At 71.5% G+C, this 24985-nt stretch carries 22 protein-coding genes; 3 read left to right on the plus strand and 19 right to left on the minus strand.

The genetic code is table 11. From position 1 onward, the window contains the following. Positions 1-67 precede the first annotated feature (67 nt). Positions 68-1759: a flavin monoamine oxidase family protein gene (locus tag C6Y14_RS28100; RefSeq protein ID WP_107019647.1), complete on the minus strand. Its 1692-nt coding sequence runs from the start codon at positions 1757-1759 to the stop codon at positions 68-70. Between the two features lie 72 nt (positions 1760-1831). Then, entirely contained in the window at positions 1832-2620 is a 789-nt protein-coding gene (locus tag C6Y14_RS28105; protein ID WP_107019648.1) for a carbon-nitrogen hydrolase family protein, read from the minus strand. Positions 2621-2926: 306 nt separating this feature from the next. On the opposite strand from C6Y14_RS28105, the gene C6Y14_RS28110 reads away from it, so the two are divergent. Continuing rightward, positions 2927-3574, plus strand: a complete 648-nt coding sequence (locus tag C6Y14_RS28110; protein WP_225891326.1) for a Repetin — start codon at positions 2927-2929, stop codon at positions 3572-3574. Here C6Y14_RS28110 and C6Y14_RS28115 read toward each other — a convergent pair. The 7 genes from C6Y14_RS28115 to rpe form a co-directional block, all read right to left on the minus strand. Further along, positions 3543-4742, minus strand: a complete 1200-nt coding sequence (locus C6Y14_RS28115; RefSeq protein WP_107019649.1) for an MFS transporter — start codon at positions 4740-4742, stop codon at positions 3543-3545. The two genes, C6Y14_RS28110 and C6Y14_RS28115, sit on opposite strands and share 32 nt — an antisense overlap. A gap of 236 nt (positions 4743-4978) precedes the next feature. After that, complete coding sequence (locus tag C6Y14_RS28120; protein ID WP_107019650.1) at positions 4979-5431, minus strand: Lrp/AsnC family transcriptional regulator; 453 nt, start codon at positions 5429-5431, stop codon at positions 4979-4981. A gap of 165 nt (positions 5432-5596) precedes the next feature. After that, positions 5597-7039, minus strand: a complete 1443-nt coding sequence (locus C6Y14_RS28125) for a GuaB1 family IMP dehydrogenase-related protein (RefSeq protein ID WP_199854895.1) — start codon at positions 7037-7039, stop codon at positions 5597-5599. A gap of 144 nt (positions 7040-7183) precedes the next feature. After that, on the minus strand, positions 7184-7522 hold the full coding sequence (locus C6Y14_RS28130; RefSeq protein ID WP_107019652.1) for a barstar family protein: 339 nt from the start codon (positions 7520-7522) through the stop codon (positions 7184-7186). Next, a complete protein-coding gene (locus tag C6Y14_RS28135) occupies positions 7519-7947 on the minus strand; it encodes a ribonuclease domain-containing protein (RefSeq protein WP_107019653.1) in 429 nt (142 codons plus the stop codon). The genes C6Y14_RS28130 and C6Y14_RS28135 overlap by 4 nt, the downstream gene beginning before the upstream one ends. 76 nt (positions 7948-8023) lie before the next feature. Next, positions 8024-9067 (minus strand): sugar-binding transcriptional regulator, encoded by a 1044-nt coding sequence (locus C6Y14_RS28140; protein WP_107019654.1) that lies wholly within the window; start codon positions 9065-9067, stop codon positions 8024-8026. A 78-nt stretch (positions 9068-9145) separates the two neighbouring features. After that, positions 9146-9832, minus strand: coding sequence for a ribulose-phosphate 3-epimerase (gene rpe, locus C6Y14_RS28145; protein WP_107019655.1), 687 nt, complete (start codon positions 9830-9832; stop codon positions 9146-9148). Positions 9833-10155: 323 nt separating this feature from the next. On the opposite strand from rpe, the gene C6Y14_RS28150 reads away from it, so the two are divergent. Then, positions 10156-12282 (plus strand): MMPL family transporter, encoded by a 2127-nt coding sequence (locus C6Y14_RS28150; RefSeq protein ID WP_225891327.1) that lies wholly within the window; start codon positions 10156-10158, stop codon positions 12280-12282. Positions 12283-12326: 44 nt separating this feature from the next. Here C6Y14_RS28150 and C6Y14_RS28155 read toward each other — a convergent pair whose 3' ends face one another. Both C6Y14_RS28155 and fmt read right to left on the minus strand, forming a co-directional pair. Then, entirely contained in the window at positions 12327-13751 is a 1425-nt protein-coding gene (locus tag C6Y14_RS28155; RefSeq protein WP_107019657.1) for an RsmB/NOP family class I SAM-dependent RNA methyltransferase, read from the minus strand. 453 nt (positions 13752-14204) lie between these two features. Further along, positions 14205-15137: a methionyl-tRNA formyltransferase gene (fmt, locus tag C6Y14_RS28160; RefSeq protein ID WP_107019658.1), complete on the minus strand. Its 933-nt coding sequence runs from the start codon at positions 15135-15137 to the stop codon at positions 14205-14207. Positions 15138-15479: 342 nt separating this feature from the next. On the opposite strand from fmt, the gene C6Y14_RS28165 reads away from it, so the two are divergent. Further along, positions 15480-16037, plus strand: coding sequence for a hypothetical protein (locus tag C6Y14_RS28165; protein ID WP_107019659.1), 558 nt, complete (start codon positions 15480-15482; stop codon positions 16035-16037). A gap of 167 nt (positions 16038-16204) precedes the next feature. On the opposite strand, the gene C6Y14_RS28170 is transcribed toward C6Y14_RS28165, so the two are convergent. From C6Y14_RS28170 to C6Y14_RS28205, 8 genes are all read right to left on the minus strand, one after another. Beyond that, positions 16205-18457, minus strand: coding sequence for a primosomal protein N' (locus C6Y14_RS28170; protein WP_107019660.1), 2253 nt, complete (start codon positions 18455-18457; stop codon positions 16205-16207). Between the two features lie 195 nt (positions 18458-18652). Beyond that, the gene (gene metK / locus C6Y14_RS28175) at positions 18653-19861 is read right to left on the minus strand and encodes a methionine adenosyltransferase (protein ID WP_107019661.1); all 1209 of its coding nucleotides are present in this window, start codon (positions 19859-19861) and stop codon (positions 18653-18655) included. Between the two features lie 259 nt (positions 19862-20120). Then, positions 20121-21323 (minus strand): bifunctional phosphopantothenoylcysteine decarboxylase/phosphopantothenate--cysteine ligase CoaBC, encoded by a 1203-nt coding sequence (gene coaBC / locus C6Y14_RS28180; protein ID WP_107019662.1) that lies wholly within the window; start codon positions 21321-21323, stop codon positions 20121-20123. Between the two features lie 106 nt (positions 21324-21429). Then, complete coding sequence (rpoZ, locus tag C6Y14_RS28185; protein WP_005319902.1) at positions 21430-21702, minus strand: DNA-directed RNA polymerase subunit omega; 273 nt, start codon at positions 21700-21702, stop codon at positions 21430-21432. 50 nt (positions 21703-21752) lie between these two features. Next, positions 21753-22346, minus strand: coding sequence for a guanylate kinase (gene gmk / locus C6Y14_RS28190; RefSeq protein ID WP_107019663.1), 594 nt, complete (start codon positions 22344-22346; stop codon positions 21753-21755). Positions 22347-22384: 38 nt separating this feature from the next. Next, complete coding sequence (locus C6Y14_RS28195; RefSeq protein ID WP_005319887.1) at positions 22385-22708, minus strand: integration host factor; 324 nt, start codon at positions 22706-22708, stop codon at positions 22385-22387. 255 nt (positions 22709-22963) lie between these two features. After that, positions 22964-23833, minus strand: a complete 870-nt coding sequence (gene pyrF / locus C6Y14_RS28200) for an orotidine-5'-phosphate decarboxylase (protein WP_107019664.1) — start codon at positions 23831-23833, stop codon at positions 22964-22966. After that, positions 23830-24945: a quinone-dependent dihydroorotate dehydrogenase gene (locus C6Y14_RS28205; protein ID WP_107019665.1), complete on the minus strand. Its 1116-nt coding sequence runs from the start codon at positions 24943-24945 to the stop codon at positions 23830-23832. Before C6Y14_RS28205 ends, pyrF begins: the two co-directional genes overlap by 4 nt. Positions 24946-24985 lie beyond the last annotated feature (40 nt).

Raw genomic sequence — 24985 nt, forward strand, 5'->3', positions numbered from 1 at the left:
AACTGCGCGGCCCACCCCCACCGGGCCGCGGGCGGAAACGGACCGTGCGCCCCTGGAGGGGGATCCCTCAGTCCTCCGGGAGTTCCAGCGGGGCTATCTCGTCGTAGACGTCACCCGGACCGGGGTTCACAGGGTCGGTCCCGCCACCGAAGTGGTGCATGACCCCCCACACCGCGTTGAGCGCAGTCTGGACGGCCCCCTCCGCCCACCCCGCCGTCCACGAGATGTCGTCCCCGGCGAGAAAGATCCCCCGCTTGTCCGCGGGCAGCCGATCCTGCATGAAATGCGTGAACAGGCGCCGCTGATAGCGGTAGTGCCCGGGCAGGTTCGCCTTGAACGCCCCCATGAAGTACGGCTCGTTCTCCCAGGACACGGTCACCGGATTACCGATGACGTGCTTCCTGATGTCGACCTTCGGATAGATCTCGCCGAGCGACTTCAGCATCACCTCCATCCGCTCGTTCGCGGACAGCGGCAACCACTTCAGACTGTCGTCGCACCACGTGTAGGAGAGGCAGATGACGGCGGGCCGGTCCGGACCGTTGTCCAGGAGGTACGTGCCCCGCGTCATACGGTCCGTGAGCGTCATCGACATGACGTCCCGCCCGGTGACCTCGTCCTTGTCGAGCCAGAACGGCCGGTCCACCGGCACGAACAGTTTGGAGCTCTCCATGTAGTGCGTGCGCTCGATCGCCGTCCAGTGGTCGATCGGGAACAGCGCGTCGTCGCAGGCGACCTTGGACAGCAGCATCCAGGACTGCGCGGTGAAGATCGCCGCCTGGTACGTACGGATGTCACCGGTGGCGTCGGTCACGGTGATCCGGTTGCCCGCGGTGCGGTTCAGCCGCGTCACGGCCGGCCGCGGTTCCCCGTCGTGCAGCGAGGCCAGCGAGGTCCCGCACGCCCAGTGCACGATCTTCTCGGGCTCGCGCTCCCACAGGCGCAGCGGCAACTGCTGGCTGCCGCCGACGATCCCGCGGTGGTGGTCGTCGGCCTCGGTGTAGACGACGCGCAGGATCTCCAGGATGGAGTTCGGGAAGTCGGTGTCCCAGCCGCCGGTGCCGAAGCCGACCTGCCCGAAGATCTCGCGGTGCCGGAAGGACTTGAACGCCGTGGAGTCGCAGAGGAATCCGTAGAAGGTCTGGTTGTCGAGCTTCTCGACGAGCTTCGCCCAGATCTCCCGGATGCGGGGGACGTCCCGCTCACGCATGGCCTGGTTCATGTCGGAGAAGTCGGCGCCCTCCTCCAGACAGGCGTTCCAGGCGGTCGCCACGTCCCGGTAGACCTGCGGCAGGTCGGCGAGCGTCCGGGCGTAGTGCGACTCACCCTTGAGGTCGACGACGGTCGAGGGCGTGGTCTCGGAGAGCGGGTTGGGGAACGGCTCGGTCCGCAGCCCCACGAGGTCGATGTAGTGCTGGAGCGCCGTGGAGGACGGCGGGAAGCGCATCGCGCCCATCTCGGCGGTCAGGGAGGGGTCGCAGCCCTCGAACCCGACCGTCCGCAGCCGCCCGCCGATCTTGTCCGCCTCGTACACGACGGGCTTGAGCCCCATCTTCATGAGCTCGTACGCCGCCACGATCCCGGAGAGGCCGCCGCCGATGACCGCCACCTCGGTGCCCAGCTCGGTCGCGGGTATCTGCCCGAGTCCCGCGGGGTGCGCGAGGAAGTCGTCGTACGCGTACGGGAAGTCCGGGCCGAACATGGTGATCGGCGGCTGCGCGTCGGTGTGCGGGACGGCGGGGGGCACCGTGGACGTCATGGGGTACGGACTCCTTGCGCGAAAGCTTGGGGTGGGGCTGGTGGGGCTTGTGCTTCTCGTGGGGCGGGGGTGTCAGGCCAGGGATCCGTAGAGGCCGGGGCGGCGGTCCCTCAGGTACGGGTTGGCCTCGCGCGAGGCGGCGAGGAACGCGGGGTCCACGTCACCGAGGACGAGTTCCTCGGTGCGGCCCGCGCGGGCCCGGGCGCCACCGTCGGGCCCTGCCAGCGTGGAGAGCCCGACGAACTCGAACTCCCCTTCCGTGCCGACCCGGTTGACGTACGCGACGTACAGCTGGTTCTCGAAGGCCCGCACGGGTACGACGGACTCGGCGACGAACTGGAACGGATGCATCTGGGCCGTGGGCACCACGAGCAGATCGGTGCCGGCGAGGGCGTGCGCGCGGACGTTCTCCGGGAACTCCACGTCGTAGCAGATCATGAGCCCGATCCGGAGGCCGTCCAGCTCGGCCTGCACGACCGGCCCGTCGCCGGGGGTGAACCACTCCTGCTCGAAGCAGCCGAAGAGATGGGTCTTGCGGTAGTTCGCGAGGCGCGTGCCGTCGGCGGAGATGAGCTGCGCGGAGTTGAAGACCAGGTCCGACGCGCGTTCCGGGTAGCCGTAGACGACGGCGAGGCCGTGCCGGCCCGCGATCTCGGCGATCTCGTCCGCTGAGTCCCCGTCGGCGGGCTCGGCGAGCCGGTGGACGTCGGCGCCGATCGCGTAGCCGGTGAGGAACAGCTCCGGGGCGATCAGCAGCCCGGCGCCCGCGGCGGCGGCACGGCCCGCGGCCTCGTCGAGGACCTTGAGGTTCCCGACGACGGATCCGGGGCGGCCGGAGCTCTGGAGCAGGGCGGTGCGCATGCGTGTTCCTCATCGGACGGGAGGGGTGTCGGGGGCCGCGACGGCAGCCAGATAGACGGTACGGGCGGGGGGTTCGGGCGGACAAGGAGGAGCCGTTGCGTGCTGGTGCGCGATTCGTTGCGTCCATCGGCGCCACGACGACGATTCGTTGCGTGCTCCGGGCCTGAAAGTGCTCATCCTGTGGGTTGAGGTCGCGGACGCTCATCAGCCGGGTGGTTGACGTGGAGTGACGTCCACGGCGGGATGTGACGCGTATCCGGCGCCGGGACAGTGGGAGCCGTCCGCACACCTGCCGGAGGGAGCATCATGAACCACCACCGATGGAGCACGACGAGCCCCCGTACGAACAGTCCCGCGAACCGCCGCACGGGGACCCTCGGGAAGCGCGGCAGGAGGATCGCCGTGCTGGGCGCGGCCCTGCTCCTCACCGCCGGACTCGCCGGTTCCGCCACCGCGTTCGCCCCCGCGTCCGGCACGAAGGACAGGCCGGTCTCCGAGACCGCCGCCCACCCGACCGCACGCGAGGCCGCCGCCCTCACCGGCAGCGCGAAGCTGTACCGGTCCGCCGGTGACGACATCACGTTCTCCTTCGACGCGCATCTGGCGGCGAGGAACAACGACGATCCGTTGAAGGCGACGGGCACCTTCGAGTGGAGCCACTACGCGGACGGCGAGGGCGCCTGGGCGAAGGCCAGGGTGGACTGCCTGATCACCGGCGGCAAGGTGGCGGTCGTCTCCGGTGTGGTCACCGACTCCGACCTGCCGGGCGCGAAGGGCAAGCGGGTCGGCGTCACCGTCCACGACATCGGACGGCACGACCGGCTCGGCTACAGCTGGGCCGCCACGGGCGGCCCAGCCGGAGGGCTGCCCAGGTGCGTCAGCTCGGCACCCTTCGAGAAGGTGAAGAAGGGCACGGGCGACTTCACGGTCGTACCGTGGCTTCCGGAGTTCTAGCCCCGCTCCTCCCGGCGGCGACGATCAGCGCCGTGAGGAGGCAGGGCACCGCCGACAGCGCGAAGGCGGCGGCGTGCGAGGTCGCCGACCCGACCACCGCGTAGGCGCCGAACACCGCGACGGTGGCCAGGTCGGTGCCGACCCCGGCGACGGAGGTCAGGGTGGCCCGGCCGGTTCCCTCGATGCGCTCCTGGAGCCGGGCATCCGCCAGGACGCTCGCCAGCTGGAATCCGCAGAAGGCGAGCGCCACCAGGCCGATCCCGGCCGGGGTCCGGACCCCCGCGCCCACGGCGAGCGCCAGCGCGGAGCCCGCCAGGATCCCGGCGAATCCGCCCCTGCCCAGCCGCTCCGCCGGTCCGGCCAGCAGCCCGCCGGCCGTCGCTCCCGCCCAGATCAGCAGCAGCCAGTGCGATACGTCGTTCTCGGCGACCCCCGTGTCCCGGACGAGCAGGGGCGTGTACTCGTCGAGCGAGCTCCACACCGCCGTGACGGCCGGCACGAGCAGCAGGGCGGCGCGTACGGACCGGTCCGTACGGGCCTCGGCGAGCCCGGCCCGCAGCGGACCGGCCCATCCCTCGCCGGACTCGGCCCCGGCGTCCGCCGCGCGGTGCTCGGGGAACCGTGTCGCGACGGCGGCCGTCAGCAGACAGGCCAGCACACTGGCGGCCCCGACGAGCGGATAACCGCCGTACGCGAAGACCGGCCCGGCCAGACCCATGGCCGCCATCACGCCCACGAGCCCCGCCGCACGGGCCCGCCCCATGACACGTCCGTACCTGTCCGCGGCACCGAGCCGTTCGAGCTCCTCGTACACCAGCGCCTCCAGCGCGCCGGAACCCAGCGCCCCTTTCACCCCCCAGAGCACGAACCCGAGGGCGAACGCCCAGTACGAGGGCACGAGCACCCAGAGCGTGAATCCGGCGGCGGTGAGCAGCGGCCCGATCCACAGGAGCAGCCGCCGTGAGACGGCGTCGGCCCAGACGCCGGACGGTATCTCCAGCACCAGACCCGTGACGGACCAGAGAGCGAAGAGCGAGGAGATCTGCCACACCGTGAGCCCGCTGTCGGCGAACAGCAAGGCGTACACGGGATAGAGCAGCACGAAGTCGTCAAGAAACGCATAGCCGTACAGCACGCGGACCAACCGCCGCGCGGAAGAGAGTGTCATGGGGCCTTCCCGAGGAAACCGCGGACACGGACACCGAAGGAACGGCATCCGGGGCGGCCCCCGGGAGACACGACTGCAGAATCAATGTCGCCAGGTCATACCAGACAGACTAACCGGACGCCCGCCCCCCCAAGGGGCGCGGGGAACGGCGCAATCTTTCGCTTGTAAGGGGCGCGGGGAACTGCGCGACCAGCCCCCACCGGACCCGCACCCGAACAACGCCCCCCGTGGAAACGTCACGTCGGAGCCCCGGAAGAAAACCTCCGCAACAACGGCGAAAGCACCAACACGGACTTCGTCCGCTCAACGAACGCCTCCCCCGCGATCCGCTCAAGCACCCGCTCGAAATGCCGCATGTCGGACGCGAACACCTGCACCACAGCATCCGCCTCCCCCGTGACGGTGGAAGCGGCCACCACCTCCTGATACCGCTCCAGCCCCCGCTGAATCGTCTCCGGCGAGGTGTTCCGCCGGCAGTAGATCTCGACGAACCCCTCGGTCTCCCACCCGAGCGCCGCGGGATCCACCCGCACGGTGAACCCGGTGATGGCCCCGGTGGCCCGCAGCCGGTCCACCCGTCGCTTCACGGCGGGCGCGGACAGCCCGACCTCCTGCCCGATGTCGGCGTAGGAGCGCCGAGCGTCCTCGGCAAGGGCGTGCACGATACGTTCGTCGAGATCGTTCAGCACTGCGGGCGGTTCACTTCTCTTCGCTGTTCGCACCAGTCGCGCAAGTCGCTCCGGTCGCGAGCCGCGACCGCCGGTAGCCGTGACCGAAGTAGAACACGAGCCCGACAGCCATCCGAACCCCGCTGACCACCCAGCCCACCCCACTCCCCCCGACCGGCGGAGCCGTCAGCTCCAGCTGGCATGCAGCGGCTGCCCCTCCGCATACCCCGCAGCACTCTGCACCCCGACAACCGCCCGCTCGGCGAATTCCGCGAGAGAGTTCGCACCGGCGTACGTACAAGAGGACCGCACGCCCGCGATGATCGAGTCGACCAGGTCCTCGACCCCCGGCCGGGACGGGTCGAGGAACATCCGCGACGTCGAGATGCCCTCCTCGAACAGCGCCTTGCGCGCCCGGTCGTACGCCGACTCCTCCGACGTACGGTTGCGCACCGCACGAGCCGACGCCATGCCGAACGACTCCTTGTACAGCCGCCCGTTCGCGTCCTGCTGGAGGTCGCCCGGCGACTCGTACGTACCGGCGAACCACGAGCCGACCATCACGTTCGACGCGCCCGCGGCCAACGCCATGGCGACATCGCGCGGGTGCCGCACACCACCGTCGGCCCACACGTGCTTGCCGTGCTTCCTCGCCTCGGCCGCGCACTCCAGGACGGCCGAGAACTGCGGGCGGCCCACGCCGGTCATCATGCGCGTGGTGCACATGGCGCCCGGTCCGACCCCGACCTTGATGATGTCCGCGCCGGCCTCGATCAGATCGCGTACGCCCTCGGCGGCGACGATGTTGCCCGCGACGATCGGCACCTGGGGGTCGAGTCCGCGGACGGCCCGCACCGCGGAGAGCATCGACTCCTGGTGGCCGTGCGCGGTGTCCACGACGAGCGTGTCGACGCCCGCGGCGAGCAACTGCTTGGCCTTGCCCGCGACATCGCCGTTGATGCCGACGGCGGCGGCGATGCGCAGCTTGCCGTCCGCGTCGGTGGCCGGCGTGTAGAGCGTGGCGCGCAGGGCGCCCTTGCGGGTGAGGATGCCGGCGAGCCGGCCGTCCTTGTCCACGGCGGGGGCGTACCGGCGGTTGGCGTGGTCGAGCTTGTTGAACGCCTCGCCCGGCTCGATGTCCGCGTCGAGGAGCAGCAGGTCGCGTGACATGACCTCGGAGAGCTGGGTGAAGCGGTCGACGCCGTTCAGGTCCGCGTCGGTGACCACGCCGACGGGCCGGCCCTCGCCGTCCACCACGACGCCGGCGTTGTGCGCGCGCTTGGGCAGCAGGGACAGCGCGTCGGCGACGGTCTGGTGCGGGGCGAGGATGATCGGGGTGTCCAGCACGAGGTGCCGGCTCTTGACCCAGGTGACGACCTCGGTGACGACCTCGATCGGGATGTCCTGCGGGATGACGACGAGGCCGCCGCGGCGGGCCATGGTCTCGGCCATCCGGCGGCCCGCGATCGCGGTCATGTTGGCGACCACCAGGGGAATCGTGGTGCCGGTGCCGTCCGGCGAAGCCAGGTCGACGCCCTGCCGCGAGCCGACCGCGGAACGGCTCGGCACCATGAAGACGTCGTCGTACGTCAGGTCGTACGCGGGCTGGATGTCGTTGAGGAAACGCACGTGCTGCACATCCCAGTCGATCAGAGGCGGCCCCCGGACAGGACAGCCCGAGGGAGAGCACGTACTTCATTGTCCCATGCGGGCCCGCGTACACGCCCTGGGTCGATCATCCAGGCTGGTCAGGGGGCTGTTTGTGGGATCGTCCTAGGTGCCGAGGGCGAGCGCCACGGTGAGCGCCGGGGTGCGGTCGGCCGCCTGGGCGAAGACGTCCTCGGCGGTCTTCCACTCGTCGGGCCGCGTGCGCGCGTACGTCCGCCAGCCGGTGACGACGACCAGCAGTCCCCGTCCGCCGACGGCCGCGGGCCACACGGACGGGTCGCCGAGGCTGTCGGCGAGCGCGTCCCAGTTGCGGCCGAACCACTCCGGCAGCTCCAGGGCGCGTACGCAGCGCTCCATGAGGTCCGCCTTGTCCGCGACCCCGTCGAGGTCCAGGGTGACCACGTGGCGGCCCGGCAGGTCGCGTCCCGGCTCGTCGTGCGTCATCTCAGCACCGCCCTGAACGAGTTGTAGTGATCATCGGTGTAGTAGACCTCGCCGTCCCGCCCGGTGACAATGCGCCGGGCCCCGCGATCCCGCTCGCCCGGCGTCCGTACCGTGTACTCGCGGTAGTGGCCGCGCTCGTGGCGCGGCAGCTCGCGCTCGAAGTTCCCGAAGACGCTGCCGTCCTTGGCGTACGGGAAGGGGCCGCCCGTGTCGATGAGGGCGAGCGTGCGGCGGGCTTCGGCGGGCAGTTCCGCCTTCCGGACCGTGTCCATGCCGTCGGCCCACGCGGGAGCGGAAGCTCTCGCGGTGTCCGTCTCCCCGGCCGCGCTCCCGGCGGTGTCCGTGGACGAGCAGCCGGCGAGCAGGAGGGCCGTGAGGCACGCCAGCAGCCCGGAGAGCAGACGGGGGACGGACCGGAGCAGCATGTCGTCGATGCTGCCACGGCCGTCCCGTCACGGCGCGCTGTCGAACGGCCGGTGGATCACGCCAGGACGTCGTGGATCAGAGCCCGTCGGGGTCCGCCCGGTCCAGGGCCGGACGCGGCGCGGGCCCCGTCGTCATCAGCGCGTCCGCGGCCGCCGTGTCCGTCACCAGGCTGGTGACGAGCCCGGACCGCAGCACCGCGTCGATGGCGCCCGACTTGCGCTGTCCCCCGGCGATCGCGACGACCTCGGGGATCCGCCGCAGCCGGTCGGCCTCGACGGTGATGCACCGCTCCCCCAGGTCCCGCCCGACCCGGCGGCCCTCGACGTCGAAGAGGTGCGCGGACATCTCGGCCTCGACCCCGAGGGACGCATAGTGCGCGCGCTCCTCCTCGGTGAGCATGTCGTGCACCGTCGAGATCCCGGCCTCCCAGGATCCGATGGACACACAGGCCACGGTGACCTTGTCGAAGTACTCGAAGGCCCGCGCGATCCCCGTCTGGCTGCGCAGCGCGGCCGCGGTGGCCACGTCCGGCAGGAGCATGGGCGCGTAGATGGGGTGGGCGTCGCCGCCGGAGACCTGGGCGGCCCGGCGGACGGCCTCGACCGAGCCGCGCTCGGCCGTCCCGGCGTCGTACACACCCGTCAGCTGCACCACCGTGCACGGCGGCAGCCGGTCGAGCGCCGCGGCCATGTGGATGGTGGAGCGGCCCCAGGCGAGACCCAGCACATCGCCCTCGGCGACGAGCTCGCCGAGCAGGTCGGCGGCCACCTCGCCGAGGTTCTCCGGGTCGGGCGACTCCTCGGCCTCGGCCGGGGATTCCACGACCACGGCATGCCGCAGTCCGTAGCGGGCGCGCAGCGCGTCGGAGCGCTCCGCGTCCAGCTCCGCGGGGACACGGATCTCGATCCTCACGAGATCCCGTTCGAGGGCGGTCTCCAGGACCCGGGCCACCTTGAAGCGGCTGACGCCGAACTCCTCGGCGATCTGGATCTTGGACTTGCCCTCTAGGTAGAAGCGGCGGGCCATGGCCGCCGCCTGCACCAGCTCAGCGGGTCCCATCCGCATGGCTGACCGGCCCGCCGACATACCCGACACGGCGATCTCCTCACTGCTGTTCACACTCTGGATTCGCCGTTCATCCTTGCAGATCCGGCGTACTTGATCAGCCCTGAGGGGCGGCGTTCACGTTCCCTTGGCTCAGTGGCCGCATGCCCATGCTGCCTGGGCCGTCGCCTCCTCGGCCTGCGTGCGCAATGCACGTACCGCCTGGGCGGGGTCGGCGGCGCCGTAGACGGCCGAGCCGGCCACGAAGACGTCGGCTCCCGCCTCGGCGCAGCGCTCGATGGTGGAGGCGGAGACTCCGCCGTCGACCTGCAGCCACAGTTCGAGACCGTGCTTGCTGATCAACTCGCGGGTGCGGCGGATCTTCGGAAGCATGATGTCGAGAAACGCCTGGCCGCCGAAGCCCGGCTCGACGGTCATGATCAGCAGCATGTCGAGTTCGGGCAGCAGATCCTCGTACGGCTCGATGGGGGTCGCGGGCTTCAGCGCCATGGAGGCGCGGGCGCCCTTGGCCCGGATCTCGCGGGCCAGCCGCACGGGTGCGGCGGCGGCCTCGACGTGGAAGGTGACGGAACCGGCACCCGCTTCTACGTACTGGGGCGCCCACCGATCGGCGTCCGCGATCATCAGATGGCAGTCCAGCGGGGTGTCCGTCGCACGTGCCAGGGACTCTACGACCGGCACGCCGAGCGTGAGGTTGGGGACGAAATGGTTGTCCATCACGTCGACATGCAGCCAGTCGGCCCCTTCCACCGCCTTTGCCTCCTCGGCAAGGCGGGCGAAGTCGGCGGAGAGGATGCTGGGGTTGATCTGCGCGGCCATGCCACAAGCCTGCCATGCCCGGAGCCGGTTGCCTCCCCGGTCCCGGCCCGGACCGGTCGGTATGTACCGACTCGTTCGGTCCGGGGGGCTGCACCGGCCGGACGGCCCATGCCATCCTTGTCGGCCCACCGGCTCCATAAGCGGCTACGGGGATGGCCATGACGGACGCACAGGGAACACGGGGACCTCAGGGATCTCAGACCTCACAGGACTCAGGGGACTCACAGGACTCACGGGACTCTCAAGACTCGCGGGGATCTCAGGGACGGCAGCGGCGGGGCATCGGCTGGCTGGTCTGCGGCCGGCGGTCCAAGTGGCTCGTGGTGGGACTGTGGCTGGTACTGCTCGTGCTCATCGCGCCCTTCGCGCAGAAACTCACCGACGCACAGGACAACGACGCGGCCTCCTGGCTGCCCGGTTCCGCCGAGTCCACCCAGGTCCTGCAGACCTCCGAGGACTTCAGGCCCGAGCAGCTCCCCGCGATCGTCGTGTACGCCCGTGCCGACGGCCTCACCGCACAGGACCGGGTACGGATCGCCCGGGACGTACGGGAGCTCAAGGAACTGAGCGAGCACGGCATCCGCGGCACGGAGACCCGTGGTCCCGTGTTCGACCGCAGGCCCGCCCCGCGAGCGGCACAGGTCTCCGTGCCGATCACGATGGACGAGAAGGGCTGGGAGCGCATCGCGCCCGCGGTCGACGCCATCCGCGCGGACGTCGGCGAGAGCGAGGACGGCCTCGCCGTGCACATCACGGGCCCGGGCGGCACGTCCGCCGACTTCTCCGAGGCCTTCGAGGGCATCGACTCCACCCTGCTGTTCTCGGCGATGGCCGTCGTCGTCGTGATGCTGCTGCTCACCTACCGCAGCCCGACCCTGCTGCTGGTCCCGCTGCTCGGAGTGGTCGCCGCCCTGTTCACCGCGCAGGCGCTGGTCTATCTCCTCGCGGAGCACGCGGGGCTGACCGTCAACGGCCAGAGCGCGGGCATTCTCACGGTGCTCGTCTTCGGCGCGGGGACCGACTATGCCCTGCTCCTGGTGGCCCGCTATCGGGAGGAGCTGCGCCGCCACGAGGACCGCCACGAGGCCATGGCGCTGGCCCTGCACCGGGCGGGCCCGGCCGTCGTCGCGTCCGGCGCCACCGTCGTCCTGAGCATGCTGGTGCTGCTCGCCGCCGAGATGAACTCCACGCGCGGCCTCGGCCCGGTCGCCGCCATCGGCGTCGCCGTGGCACTGTTCGCGATGCTGACGCTCTTCCCGGCCCTGCTGGTGATCTGCGGCCGCTGGATCTTCTGGCCCGTGATCCCGCACTTCGGCTCCGAGGACCCGACCGAGCGCGGTGTCTGGGCGCGGATGGGCAACCGCTTCTCGCACCGCCCCCGACTGGTCTGGGTCATCACGGCGGCGACCCTCGCGCTGCTGTCGCTGGGCCTGATCCAGCTGCGCGCGGAAGGCATCAGCAACGCCGACTCCTTCACCGACAAGCCCGACTCGATCGTCGGCCAGGAGGTGTCCGCGCGGTACTTCCCGGCGGGCAGCGGCGATCCGCTCGTCGTCATCAGCAACCGCGAACAGGCCGAGGAGGTCGGGCGGGCGGTCGCGGACACCCGCGGGGTCGTACCGGACTCCCTGGGCCTGCCACCCGGCACGAAACCGGAGTTCGAGGGCAAGGTCCTCTTCGAGGCGACCATGACCGCCCCCGCGGACAGCGAGGCCGCGAAACGGACGGTGGAGCGGGTACGCGACGCCGTGCACGCGATCCCGGACGCGAACGCCCGGGTGGGCGGCGGTACGGCGGCCCTGCTGGACATGGACAGGGCGACGACCCACGACAACATCCTGATCATCCCGCTGGTGCTGCTCGTGGTGCTGCTGATCCTGTGCGCCCTGCTCCGCGCCCTGATCGCCCCCCTGCTCCTGATCGGCACGGTGGTGCTGTCCTTCGCCGCCGCGCTGGGGATCAGCGCGCTCGCGTTCCGGTACGTCTTCGACTACGCGGGCGAGACGACGGACTTCCCGCTGTTCGTCTTCGTCTTCCTGGTGGCGCTGGGCATCGACTACAACATCTTCCTGACCACCCGCATCCGCGAGGAGGCCGCCCGCCAGGGCACGCGCCCCGGCGTGGTCACGGGCCTCGCCGCCACCGGCGCGGTCATCACGTCGGCGGGCCTGGTCCTGGCGGGCACGTTCGCCGCCCTGGGGACGCTGCCGATGGTCGCCTTCGCCGAGATCGGGTTCACGGTCGCCCTCGGCGTCCTGCTCGACACGTTCATCGTGCGCTCGGTTCTCGTGACGTCCCTGTTCCTGGACGTGGGCCCGAAGATCTGGTGGCCGAACCGACTGGCCCACGAGACCGCGAGCGCCCCCGCGGCCGGTCCGCCGACACCTCCGGCGCCCACCGCGGAGCCCCCGGCGGAACCGGCCTCACGACCGGGCGGCCCGCCGGAGTAGCCGGACCGGCCGCCCACAGCGGGTGCGAAAGGGATACGCGCCGGTCAGCCGGTCCGTCGGATCAACGCCAGATACATGGCGTCCGTCCCGTGCACATGCGGCCAGAGCTGGACGTCCGGGCCCTCCCCCAGGGCCGGTACGTCCACGAAGAGCGGGCGGGCGTCGATCAGCTCGGCGTCCTTCTCCTTGAGTACGTCGTTGACCACGGCCCGGGTCTCGGCGAGGTGCGGCGAGCAGGTGGCGTACCCGACGACTCCGCCGATCCGTACCGAGTCGAGCGCGGTGCGGAGCAGTCCGCGCTGCAACGGAGCGAACCCGTCCAGGTCCGTGGGCCTGCGCCGCCAGCGTGCCTCGGGCCGCCGCCGCAGGGCACCGAGCCCGGTGCAGGGCACGTCCATCAGTACGCGGTCGAAGGTCCCCGGGCGCCACGGCGGCCGGGTCCCGTCGGCGGCGATGACCTGGTACGGCCCGGGGTTCCCGGCGAGTGCCTTCGCGACCAGTTTGGCCCGGTGCGGCTGCTTCTCGGAGGCGAGCAGCACGGCCCCGCGTTCGGCGGCGAGCCCGGCGAGCATGGCCGCCTTGCCGCCCGGTCCCGCGCAGCCGTCGAGCCATGCCTTGTCGGGTCCGTCGAGGGGCGCGTTCGCGAGAGCGATCGCCACGAGCTGGCTGCCCTCGTCCTGGACGCCGGCCCGTCCTTCGCGTACGGCGTCGATGGCGCCCGGCTCCCCGCCCTCGGACAGCCGCACCGCGTACGGCGACCAGCGGCCCGGCAGCGCGGTCTCCTCACCGACCTCGCCGAGGATCCCGGCGGCGGTGGCACGGCCCGGCCTGGCCACGAGGGTCACCTCGGGCCGTTCGTTGTCGGCCTCCAGCAGGTCCTCGATGCCGGCGCGTCCGCCGCCCAGCGAGTCCCACAGCGCCGAGACGATCCACCGGGGGTGCGAGTGCACGACGGCGAGATGGTCCTCGGCGTCCTCGTCGTAGGGCGGTGCGACCTGCTCGATCCAGGCGTCCAGTTCCTGCCGGGAGATCTTGCGGAGCACCGCGTTGACGAACTTGGCCCGTCCGTCGCCGAGCACGATCCGCGCGAGGTCGACGGTCGCGGACACGGCGGCGTGCGTCGGGATCCGCGTCCCGAGCAATTGATGCGCGCCGAGGCTCAGCACGTCCAGGACCGGCGGGTCGACCTCGCGCAGCGGCCGGTCGACGCACGCGGCGATGACGGCGTCGTACGTCCCCTGCCTGCGCAGCGTCCCGTACACCAGCTCCGTCGCCAGTGCCGCGTCGCGCCCGTCGAAGTCGCCCTCTTCCCGCGCCTTCCGCAGCAGGGGCGGCAGCACGAGATTCGCATACGCGTCCCTCTCGTCCACCGCCCGCAAAGCATCGAAGGCAAGCATCCGCACCGGGTCCTTCTTGGGACGACGGTAGGGCTTGCCCTGCTGACGGGGCCGACGAGTCTGCTCACTCACGAAAAAGGTGCTCCGGCTCAAGGGAAGAGATACATCCCCAGGTTACGCGCCCCAAAAGGGGCACGAGGAACCGCGCACGTCCACACCGACCGGGCCCCACACCTCCAGGCACGGCTCCCCGGCCAACACCCCCAGGGGCGCGGGGAACGGCGCACACCCACTACGGCGAAGCCCCACACCTCCAGGCAACGGCTCCACCACCGCCTCCAGGGGCGCGAGGAACCGCGCAGGCCCACTACGACGGAGCCCCACGCCTCCAGGCACCGGAGCCGACCGGCCACCCCTTCAGGGGCGCGGGGAACTGCGCACGCCCACCGCGGCGGAACCCCGCACCTCCAGGCAACGGCTCCGCCACCGCCTCCAGGGGCGCGGGGAACTGCGCGACCAGCCGCCACCGACCCGCACCCGACATCGCCCGCTCAGAGATCGGCCAAGCCGTCCGCAGGACAGCAGTCAGCCCCCCACCACCTCGCCGGAGGCGATCCGAACCCCCCGGGCCCAGTCAGCCGCCCGCATCGGCTTCTTCCCCTGCGCCTGCACCCACAACAACTCAACGGCATACGACCCGGTACCGACGTACACATTGTTCTTCCCGACCGCCAACGCCCCCGGCGCAAGATCCGTCCGCTCAGGAACCGGCACGACCTGGATCAACTTCAACCGCTCCCCGCGGAACACGGTCCACGACCCGGGCGAGGGCGTGCACCCCCGTACGACCCGGTCGACCCGAAGCGCCGGCGCGGCCCAGTCCACATGCGCGTCCTCGACGCTGATCTTCGGAGCCAGCGTCACCCCGTCGGCAGGCTGCGGCACGGCCTTCAGCGTGCCGTCCTCGACCCCGTCCATGGTCGCCGCGAGCAGCCCGGACCCTGCGAAGGCGAGCCGCGTCAGCAGATCCCCGCTGGTGTCGGTGGGCCGCACCTCCTCGGTGACGGTCCCGTACACCGGCCCGGAGTCGAGCCCCTCCTCGATGAGGAACGTGGACGCCCCGGTGATCTCGTCCCCGGCCATGACGGCGTGCTGCACGGGCGCCGCCCCGCGCCAGGCGGGCAGCAGCGAGAAGTGCAGGTTGACCCAGCCGTGGACGGGGATGTCGAGGGCGACCCGGGGCAGCAGCGCGCCGTACGCCACGACGGGGCAGCAGTCCGGGGCGATCTCCCGCAGCCGCGCGAGGAAGTCCTCGTCCCGCGGCCGACCGGGCTTGAGCACCTCGATCCCGGCCTCCTCGGCACGCTGGGCGACGGGACTCGCGACGAGCCTGCGTCCCCGTCCGGCCGGCGCGTCGGGCCGCGTGACGACGGCGGCCACCTCGTGCCGCCCGGAGGCGATCAGGGCGTCCAGAGCGGGAACGGCGACCTCGGGGGTACCGGCGAAGACGAGCTTCATGGGTGGCAGTCGGCCTCTCGGGCGGTTTCACAACGGGCAGCGCACCAGTCTATGGGGCGCGGCTCCACGGGGCGCGGCCCCGCTTCCGGGGGGGGCGCGGGGAACTGCGCGACACGCCCCCACCGGACCCGCCGCCGAAGCATTCATCCGGAACGCCCTCGAAGCACCCCCGAACCACCGCCGAACCGAGCGCCGAACCGACCGCCGGGGGCGTACGCATATGCCTCCACGCCCCTGCTGCGTGACCACTCACCCCGAAACGCGTTGGTCAAGAAAGAGTTGACCAAAACGGGCCGCAATCGCGGCCCGGTCCTTTTCAACGCCGGTTCGAGAGGCTTGTTCATGGCCGACCACGCAACCCACGACGCCCAGGCTCGGGCCAGCCTGCACTTGCTGGTGCGGGACATCGAGCGGGTCCGCCGGCAGGTGGACGCACTGCGCACGCTGACAGCCCAGTTGGGCAACGTCTACCGCCCGCGCCGCTCCGGCCCCTCCACGGGCTTCGTCGTCTACGGACGCGCTCCCGCTCCGACCGTCCGCCTCGCCCAGGAGCTGCGGGACAGCGTCGAGACCCTGGTCACGGCCGCCGTGGACTTCGACCGCTCGCTGGGTTTCTCGTGGGACGCGGTGGGCTCGGCTCTCGGCGTCACCAAGCAGGCGGTGCACCGCCGTTACGGCGCCCGCCGGGCGACCGCCCAGGCCGCCGCGGAGGCCGAGCGCGCGACCGAGCCGTCGGGAGCACGCGCGGTCGGCGTCAACACGGGTATGCCCACGGTCCCGGCGGCCCGCTCCATGCCGATGCCGATGCCCATGCCGATGCCGACCCAGCCGACGGCAGGCAGCCCCACCCTCCGCGAGGAGGTCAGGCCGAACGCGTTCCCCGGCCCGCGCAACGGCTGACGCCCTCACCGGCCGATCCCTGAGCGGTCCCTTGTCTGCCCCCGACACCCTCGGGGGCAGACGCGTATCTCCCCGCCTCCCACAGGTCGGCCAGCCGACGGGCCGACGGGCCGACGGGCCGACGGATCAGGCGGGCCGACGGGCCGACGGATCAGGCGGTCACCGAGTCACCCGATATCAGGCGGATCAATCCGGATCCGCACCACACCGCTCCCGCCACCACCCAGGCCACCCTGGTTGCCCCCACCGGGTCCACCGGCCCCACCGGGCCGACCGGCGTCACCCCCGCCTCCTCGCCCTCCCCCGCCCCCTCCCCGAGCACTCCCCCCACGAGCCATCCGCGCAGCCTGCGCATGCTTCAGCGCGGAGGCCAGCGCCGCCCCCTTCCCCGGCGGCACCCGGATCAGCGCCCGCTCCCACTGCTCGCCCGCGGGCGGCGCCCCCGCCCGCCGCGGCCGCCCCGGGTCCGCCGGAGCCACCGGCACAGGTCCCAGCAGCTCGGCCTCACCGGGCAGTTCGACCGTGGCGAGGAACCCGGCGAGCGCCTCCGCGGTCCCGGACACGGACGCCATCCGCGACACCGGCGGGAACCCCAGCTCGGCCCGCTCGGCCAGCTCACGCACCGCGTGCCCGACCGGATCCCAGCGCACCAGCGCCTGCACGGGCCGCAGCGTCGGCTCGGCCACCACCACCACGGTCCCGCCGTCCGGCTGCCCCCGTACCAGCGCCGCCGCGTCGATCCACCGCCGCAACGCCTCCTCGCCGGCCCGCAGGTCCGGCCGTCCGAGCATCGCCCAGCCGTCGAGCAGCAGCGCCGCCGCGTAGCCGCCCTCGGCCACGGGCTCCGCGCCCGGCGTACTGACGACGAGCGCGGGCGACCCCGGCACCGTGTCCAGCACCTGTTCGCGGCCCGAGGTCCGCACGGGGACGGCGGGGAACGCGCGCCCCAGTTCCTCGGCGGTCCGCCGCGCCCCCACGACCTGCGCCCGCAGCCGGAACCCGCCGCACTCGGGACAGTGCCAACTGCTCTCCTCCCGGCCGCACCACCCGCACTGCAGCCCTCCGGCGTCCTGCCCCTCCAAGGGTCCGGCGCAGTGCCGGCACCGCGCGGGCGCCCGGCACTGCGCACAGGCCATGCGGGGTACGTAACCCCGCCGCGGAACCTGTACCAGTACGGGCCCCGTCTTCAGTCCTTCCCGCACGGCCTGCCAGGCGAGGGTGGGCAGCCGCGCGGCCCGTGCCGCCTCGTCGCGCGCGAGGTCCTGGTCGCCGACGGTCCGTACGAGCGGAGCCGCCGCGCGCACCTGTTCCCGCTCGGCGACGATCGGAGCCGCCCAGCCGCTCTCGACGAGCTGCGCGGCCTCGACGGTGCAGCTCCAACTCCCCAGCAGAAATGCGCACTTGTCATGGGCGGCCCGCAGCAGCAGCACCTCGCGGGCGTGCGGCTGCGGGGCATGCGGTTCGCTGTGGCTGCCGTCCCCGTCGTCCCAGATGACCACGAGCCCCAGATCGCGGACGGGCGCGAACATGGCGGCCCTGGTCCCCACCACGGCCCGTACGGATCCGCGCCGCACGGCCAGCCACTGCCGGTAGCGCTTCTCGGGCCCGGCCTCGGCGGTCAGCACGGCGTGCCGCCCCTCCCCCAGCACCGAGGTGAGCGCCGCGTCCACCCGGCTGACGGCCCGCCCGTCGGGCACGACGACGAGGGCGCCGCGCCCCGAGGCGAGCGTCGCCGCGACGGCCCGCGCCAGTTCCTCGGCCCAGCCGGGACCCGGCAGCGCGTTCCACACGGCCCGGGGCGCCCCGCCGCCCGCGAGCGACTCGATGAAGGCGGGCCCGCGCGGATACCTGGCCCAGGACCCCACCGCCGGTGGCCCTGGCACGGGCAGCGGCTCGGGTGACGGCTTCCCCTCGGCGCGGGCGTTGCGCGGCGGGACCGCCAGTTGCAGCACATCGGCCAGGCTTCCCGCATACCGGTCGGCGACGGCGCGCGCGAGGCCGAGCAACTCCTCGCTCAGCACGATCTCGGGCGAGACGACGTGGGCGAGGGCCGCGAGGGGCCCCGAGTAGTCGGACTCGGCCAGCCGCTCGACGAGGAACCCGTCGATCAGCCCGCCGCCCTCGCGCCGCCCCTCCCGCACCCGGTGCCGCCCGGCCCCGAACCGTACGCGCACCCGCACCCCGGGCTGGGCTTCGGCGTCCAGTTCCTCGGGCACCGCGTAGTCGAAATACCGGTCGAGATGCAGCACGCCCTTGTCGACGAGGACCCGCGCGACGGGCAGATGCTGGGCGACCGCGGCCCCGCGCCAGGTCCGCGGCTTGGCCCGCGGCGCCTTGCGCACGGCGTCCCGGATCAACGCAAGCTGCTCGGGCGGCGCCCCGTCGCCCCCGCCACCCGTCTGCCCGTCGTCGCTGCTCACAGCAACATTCCTACCAGACCCCACTGACACCACCGCCCGCCCGGACCACCTCGCCCGAGCAGGCCCACCGGCAGCACCCCAGCCCTGAAACGCCGAGGCCCGGCACCCCTCGGACAGGGGGCCGGGCCTCGGTGGAAGCAGTGCGGCGGAGGACCCGTGCCTCCGCCCGCAGCGCGTGAGCGCGGAAGCGGGAGGTTAGAGCCCCGCCGCCTTGCGCAGGGCGTCCACGCGGTCCGTCTTCTCCCACGTGAACTCCGGCAGCGCGCGGCCGAAGTGGCCGTACGCGGCGGTCTTGGAGTAGATCGGCCGCAGCAGGTCGAGGTCGCGGATGATCGCGGCCGGGCGCAGGTCGAAGACCTCGGAGATGGCCGTCTCGATCTTCTCCGCGTCGACCTTGGCGGTGCCGAAGGTCTCGACGAAGAGGCCGACGGGCTCGGCCTTGCCGATCGCGTAGGCGACCTGGACCTCGCAGCGGGAGGCGAGGCCCGCCGCGACGACGTTCTTGGCGACCCACCGCATGGCGTACGCGGCGGAGCGGTCGACCTTGGACGGGTCCTTGCCGGAGAACGCGCCGCCACCGTGGCGGGCCATGCCCCCGTACGTGTCGATGATGATCTTGCGGCCGGTCAGTCCGGCGTCACCCATCGGGCCGCCGATCTCGAAGCGGCCGGTCGGGTTGACCAGCAGGCGGTAGCCCTCGGTCTCCAGCTTGATGCCGTCGTCCAGGAGCGCCTTCAGCTCGGGCTCCACCACGAACTCGCGGATGTCGGGCGCGAGCAGCGAGTCCAGGTCGATGTCCGAGGCGTGCTGCGAGGAGACGACGACGGTGTCCAGTCGGACCGCCTTGTCGCCGTCGTACTCGATGGTGACCTGGGTCTTGCCGTCGGGGCGCAGGTACGGGATCGTGCCGTTCTTGCGGACCTCGGAGAGGCGTCGCGCGAGGCGGTGCGCGAGGTGGATCGGGAGCGGCATCAGCTCCGGGGTCTCGTCCGTCGCGTAGCCGAACATCAGGCCCTGGTCGCCGGCGCCCTGCTTGTCCAGCTCGTCCTCATCGCCCTCGACCCGCTTCTCGTACGCGGTGTCGACGCCCTGCGCGATGTCCGGGGACTGAGAGCCGATCGACACGGACACGCCACAGGACGCGCCGTCGAAGCCCTTCTTCGAGGAGTCGTAGCCGATTTCGAGGATCTTGTCGCGCACGAGCTGCGCGATCGGCGCGTAGGCCTTGGTCGTGACCTCGCCGGCCACGTGGACGAGGCCGGTCGTGATCAGCGTCTCGACGGCGACCCGGGAAGACGGGTCCTCACGCAGAAGCGCATCGAGGATGGTGTCGCTGATCTGGTCAGCGATCTTGTCGGGGTGACCCTCGGTCACGGACTCCGAGGTGAACAGGCGACGGGACACAACGCTCCCTGTGGTTGCAGCGGCTGCTGGCTGATCATTGGCGGACGGCCGGGAGCTGCGCCCGGCGTCGTCCGAGAACAGTTTATCGGTCGCGCTCCGTCGCGGGGCTACTGTCTCGCCTCTCGGAAGCGCTGTGACCTGCGGCACGGGCATTCTGCGACACGAATTACCCTCTCCGCCAGGTTCCCGCACCCTTGTGCGCCGGTGAAAAGTGGTGTCCGCGTGCGACGGGTGGGGTGTCCTGAAGTTGTTGGGGCGTTCACACGAGTCGGCGCGCCACGAGGTCCCACACAGTCTCGGCCAGTGCTTCCTTGGGCCCGTACGGCACAGGGGTCTCACTTCCGTCGGCGCCCAGTACGACCGCCTCGTTCTCCTCGGAGCCGAAGGTCTTGCGCTCGCCGACCTCGTTGACGACGAGGAGGTCGCAGCCCTTGCGCAGGAGCTTCGCCCGGCCGTTGGCCAGCACGTCGTCCGTCTCGGCGGCGAAACCGACGACGACCTGACCGGGGCGGGCGCGGTCCGTGGAGATCTCCGCGAGGATGTCCGGATTTCGAACGAGAACGATCGGCTCCGGTTCCTGGCCGTCCTTCTTCTTGATTTTTCCCGACGCGTATGCAGCGGGCCGGAAGTCCGCCACTGCCGCCGCCATGACCACGGCGTCGGCGTCCGGGGCGGCCTTGAGCACGGCCTCGCGGAGCTGCACGGCCGTCCCGACCTGGATGACGTCGACGCCCGCCGGGTCCGGCATCCCGGTGTTCGCGGCGATCAGGGTGACCCGGGCGCCCCGGGCGGCGGCGGTGCGCGCGAGGGCGTACCCCTGCTTCCCGGAGGAGCGGTTGCCGAGGAAGCGGACCGGGTCGAGCGGCTCACGCGTGCCGCCCGCGCTGACCAGGACGTGCCGGCCGGCGAGGTCCGGTTCGGCCGCTCCCCGGGCGAGCACCCGGCGGCAGGTCTCGAAGATCTCGGTGGGGTCGGGCAGCCGCCCCTTGCCGGTGTCGACGCCGGTCAGCCGGCCCACGGCGGGTTCGATGACGACGGCGCCGCGGCGGCGCAGGGTCGCCACGTTCTCCTGGGTGGCCGGGTGTTCCCACATCTCGGTGTGCATGGCGGGCGCGAAGACGACCGGACAGCGGGCGGTGAGCAGGGTGTTCGTGAGGAGGTCGTCGGCCAGGCCGTGGGCGGCCTTCGCCAGCAGGTCCGCGGTGGCGGGGGCGACGACGACCAGGTCGGCCCCCTGGCCGATCCGTACGTGCGGGACCTCGTGCACGTCCGACCAGACCTCGGTCGAGACGGGGTGTCCGGACAGGGCGGACCAGGTCGCGGCGCCGACGAAGTGCAGCGCGGACTCCGTGGGTACGACCCGCACGTCGTGTCCCGACTCGGTCAGTCGGCGCAGCAGCTCGCACGCCTTGTAGGCGGCGATGCCACCACTGACCCCCAGCACGACCTTCGGCTTGTCCACGTCTCTCCCCGGACCTCGGAAAACGTACGTACGCCCCCATCACACACCACAGGCCCGGCAGGGGCGCTGCCGGGCCTGTGGATAAACGAACTGCAAGCAGAAAATACTACTGAGCCGGGCCCTCGATGGCTTCCGACGTCAGCAGACCCGCGTTGATCTCCCGGAGGGCGATCGACAGCGGCTTCTCGTGGACGTGGGTGTCCACAAGGGGACCGACGTACTCAAGGAGGCCCTCGCCGAGCTGCGAGTAGTACGCGTTGATCTGGCGGGCACGCTTGGCCGCGTAGATCACCAGGCTGTACTTCGAGTCGGTTGCCTCAAGAAGCTCGTCGATCGGAGGGTTGATGATGCCCTCGGGCGCGGTGATGGAAGAGGACACGCTCTGCCTTCCGAAAGGTGGAAATCGACCTTAAAGGTGATCCTGAAAGATCAAACAACTTCCATCAAGGCTAGCAGCTCGCGCGCCACGTCCTCGACGGAGGTGTTGACCAGGGTGGTGTCGAACTCCGGCTCGGCCGCCAGCTCGATCTTGGCGGCGCCCAGCCGGCGCTCGATCACCTCGGGCGGCTCGGTGCCCCGCCCGGTGAGCCGGCGCACCAGCTCCTCCCAGGATGGAGGGGCCAGGAACACCAGCTGGGCGTCGGACATGGACTCGCGGACCTGCCGGGCACCCTGGAGATCGATCTCCAGGAGGACCGACTCGCCCGACTCCAGGCGTGCGAGCACGGCGTCGCGCGGTGTCCCGTAGCGGTTGCCCGCGAACTCCGCCCATTCGAGAAGCTCGCCGTTGGCGATCAGCTTGTCCATCTCCTCGTCGCTGACGAAGAAGTAGTGGACACCGTGCTTCTCGCCGGGGCGCGGCCTGCGGGTCGTCGCCGACACCGAGAGCCAGACCTCGGGATGTTCTTTGCGCATATGAGCGACGACCGTGCTCTTGCCGACCCCTGAGGGGCCGGAGAGCACGGTCAGCCGCGGACCTACGTCCGGGGATACGGGGGTCGTCCCCCGGGGTGTTGCAGCCATGCGGTGATTATCCAGGTTCTCAGGGGTGCCTGAGAACGTCAGGCCGCACCGCCGCCGAACTCGCGCTCCAAGGAGGCGATCTGATTGGAGCCAAGACCTCGCACACGGCGGCTCTCGGAGATCCCGAGCCGTTCCATGATCTGCTTGGCGCGGACCTTGCCCACGCCCGGCAGGGACTCCAGGAGAGCGGAGACCTTCATCTTTCCGATGACGTCGTTCTCCTGACCCTGCTTGATGACCTCGTGGAGCGAGGCGCCGGAGTGCTTGAGTCGATTCTTGACCTCGGCCCGCTCCCGGCGAGCCGCGGCGGCCTTTTCGAGCGCGGCTGCGCGCTGTTCAGGGGTAAGGGGCGGAAGAGCCACGCCTACGTCACCTCGGATGTCGAACTGTCGGATACGGACCGGTGAGGAAGCTGGTCGCCCCACACCTGGCGAGCAACGGACAACACTTCTGCCCGTTGACTCTGGTCGGAGACTAGCGGGCAAGTCCGCCGGAGTCAGCGAGAACAGAGGAAAAGTCCTGGTCAGCCTCTGTCGAGTCCGACATTTACGACAAAACTCCCCGGATTTGAGCATGTATTCAGACGCGGGACGTCCGGAAGACGCGCGCCGAAGTCCTCAGGCCGCCTCCACCGCCGCCCTGATCTCCTCCGCGAAGAGGTCCGACGACGCGCGTAGCGCGCCGAGGTCGGGTCCGTGACGCAGAACACCCCGGCTGACGTTCGGCACCACCTGGCGCACCGCCGCTCCGAAGACCCGGGGAAGGTCGGCCGGGGTCGCGCCCTGGGCGCCGATGCCGGGAGCGAGGAGCGGGCCGTTGATGGCGAGGTCGTACGAGGAGAGATCGCCGAGCGTGGCGCCGACGACCGCCCCGAAGGAGCCCATCGGGGTCTGGTCGGCGTTCTCCTCGGCGAGGTGCGCCAGCATGGTCGCGCCCACGTTCCGCAGGGCGGTGTCCTCGGGGCGTACCGCGTGCTGTACCTCGGCGCCCTCCGGGTTGGAGGTCAGGGCGAGCACGAACAGCCCCGAGCCGCTCTCCCGGGCGAGTTCGACCGCCGGCTTCAGCGATCCGTAGCCGAGGTACGGCGAGACCGTCAGCGCGTCGGAGAACAGCGGTGAGCCCTTCTCAAGGAAGGCGGCGGCATACGCCGCCATGGTCGAGCCGATGTCACCGCGCTTGGCGTCCATGACGACCAGCGCCCCGGCCGCGCGCGCCTCCTCGACCGACTTCTCCAGGACGGCGACACCGCGCGACCCGAAGCGCTCGAAGAACGCGCTCTGCGGCTTCAGGACGGCGACCCGGTCGGCCAGCGCCTCGACGACGGTTCGGCTGAAGCGCTCCAGGCCACCGATGTCGTCGTTCAGGCCCCAGTCTGCGAGCAGGGAGGCGTGCGGGTCGATCCCGACGCACAGGGGACCCCGCTCGTCCATGGCGCGGCGCAGCCGGGCGCCGAAGGGCTCGGGGCCCTCACCGTTCAGCAGGCTCATACCGTGCTCCTCGTTTTCCTGACGTCGGCGCCGACCGCGTCGGCGAGGGTGGCGTACGGGCTCGTACGCAGGCGTGCGGCGAGGCCCTTGTGGATGCCGCGTCCCCAGAAGGGGCCTTCGTAGATGAAGGCGCTGTAGCCCTGGACCAGCGTGGCGCCGGCCAGGATGCGCTGCCAGGCGTCCTCGGCGTTCTCCACGCCGCCGACGCCCACGAGGGTGATCCGGTCCCCCACGCGCGCGTAGAGGCGCCGCAGCACCTCCAGGGAGCGCGTCTTGAGCGGTGCGCCGGACAGCCCGCCGGTCTCCGTGACGAGGGAGGCGTCGGAGCGCAGCCCCAGCTCCTCGCGCGCGATGGTGGTGTTCGTGGCGATGATCCCGTCCAGGCCCAGCTCGACAGCGAGGTCGGCGACGGCGTCCACGTCCTCGTCCGCCAGGTCCGGCGCGATCTTCACGAGCAGCGGCACCCGGCGCGTGGTGACGGTGCGGTCCGCGGCCTCGCGCACGGCGGTGAGCAGGGGCCGCAGCGACTCGGTGGCCTGGAGGTTGCGCAGTCCGGGCGTGTTCGGGGAGCTGACGTTGACCACGAGGTAGTCGGCGTACGGGGCCAGCCGCTCGGCGGACTTCACGTAGTCGGCGGCGGCCTCCTCCTCGGGGACGACCTTGGTCTTGCCGATGTTGACGCCCACGACGGTCCTGAAGACGGGCGTACGGGCCCTCAGGCGCTCCGCCACGGCCTCGGAGCCCTCGTTGTTGAAGCCCATGCGGTTGATCAGCGCGCGGTCCGGCACGAGGCGGAACAGCCGCTTCCTGGGGTTGCCGGTCTGCGCCTCCCCCGTGACCGTGCCGATCTCGACGTGGTCGAAGCCGAGCATCGACAGGCCGTCGATCGCGACGGCGTTCTTGTCGAAGCCCGCCGCGAGCCCGAACGGGCCGTGCATCCGCAGCCCGAACGCCTCGGTCCGCAGCTCCTCGTAGCGGGGCGCGAGCACGGCGGCGACGAAGGTCCGCAGGACGGGGATCCGGACGGCCAGCCGGATCCACCGGAAGGCGAGGTGATGGGCCTGCTCGGGATCCATACGCCGGAACGCGAGCCGGAAAAAGAGCTTGTACATGGTCGGTTTCCTCATCAAGAACCTCATGAATGAGGGGGAC

The organism is Streptomyces dioscori (genome assembly GCF_003024195.1).
In the GTDB taxonomy this organism is placed as follows: domain Bacteria; phylum Actinomycetota; class Actinomycetes; order Streptomycetales; family Streptomycetaceae; genus Streptomyces; species Streptomyces dioscori.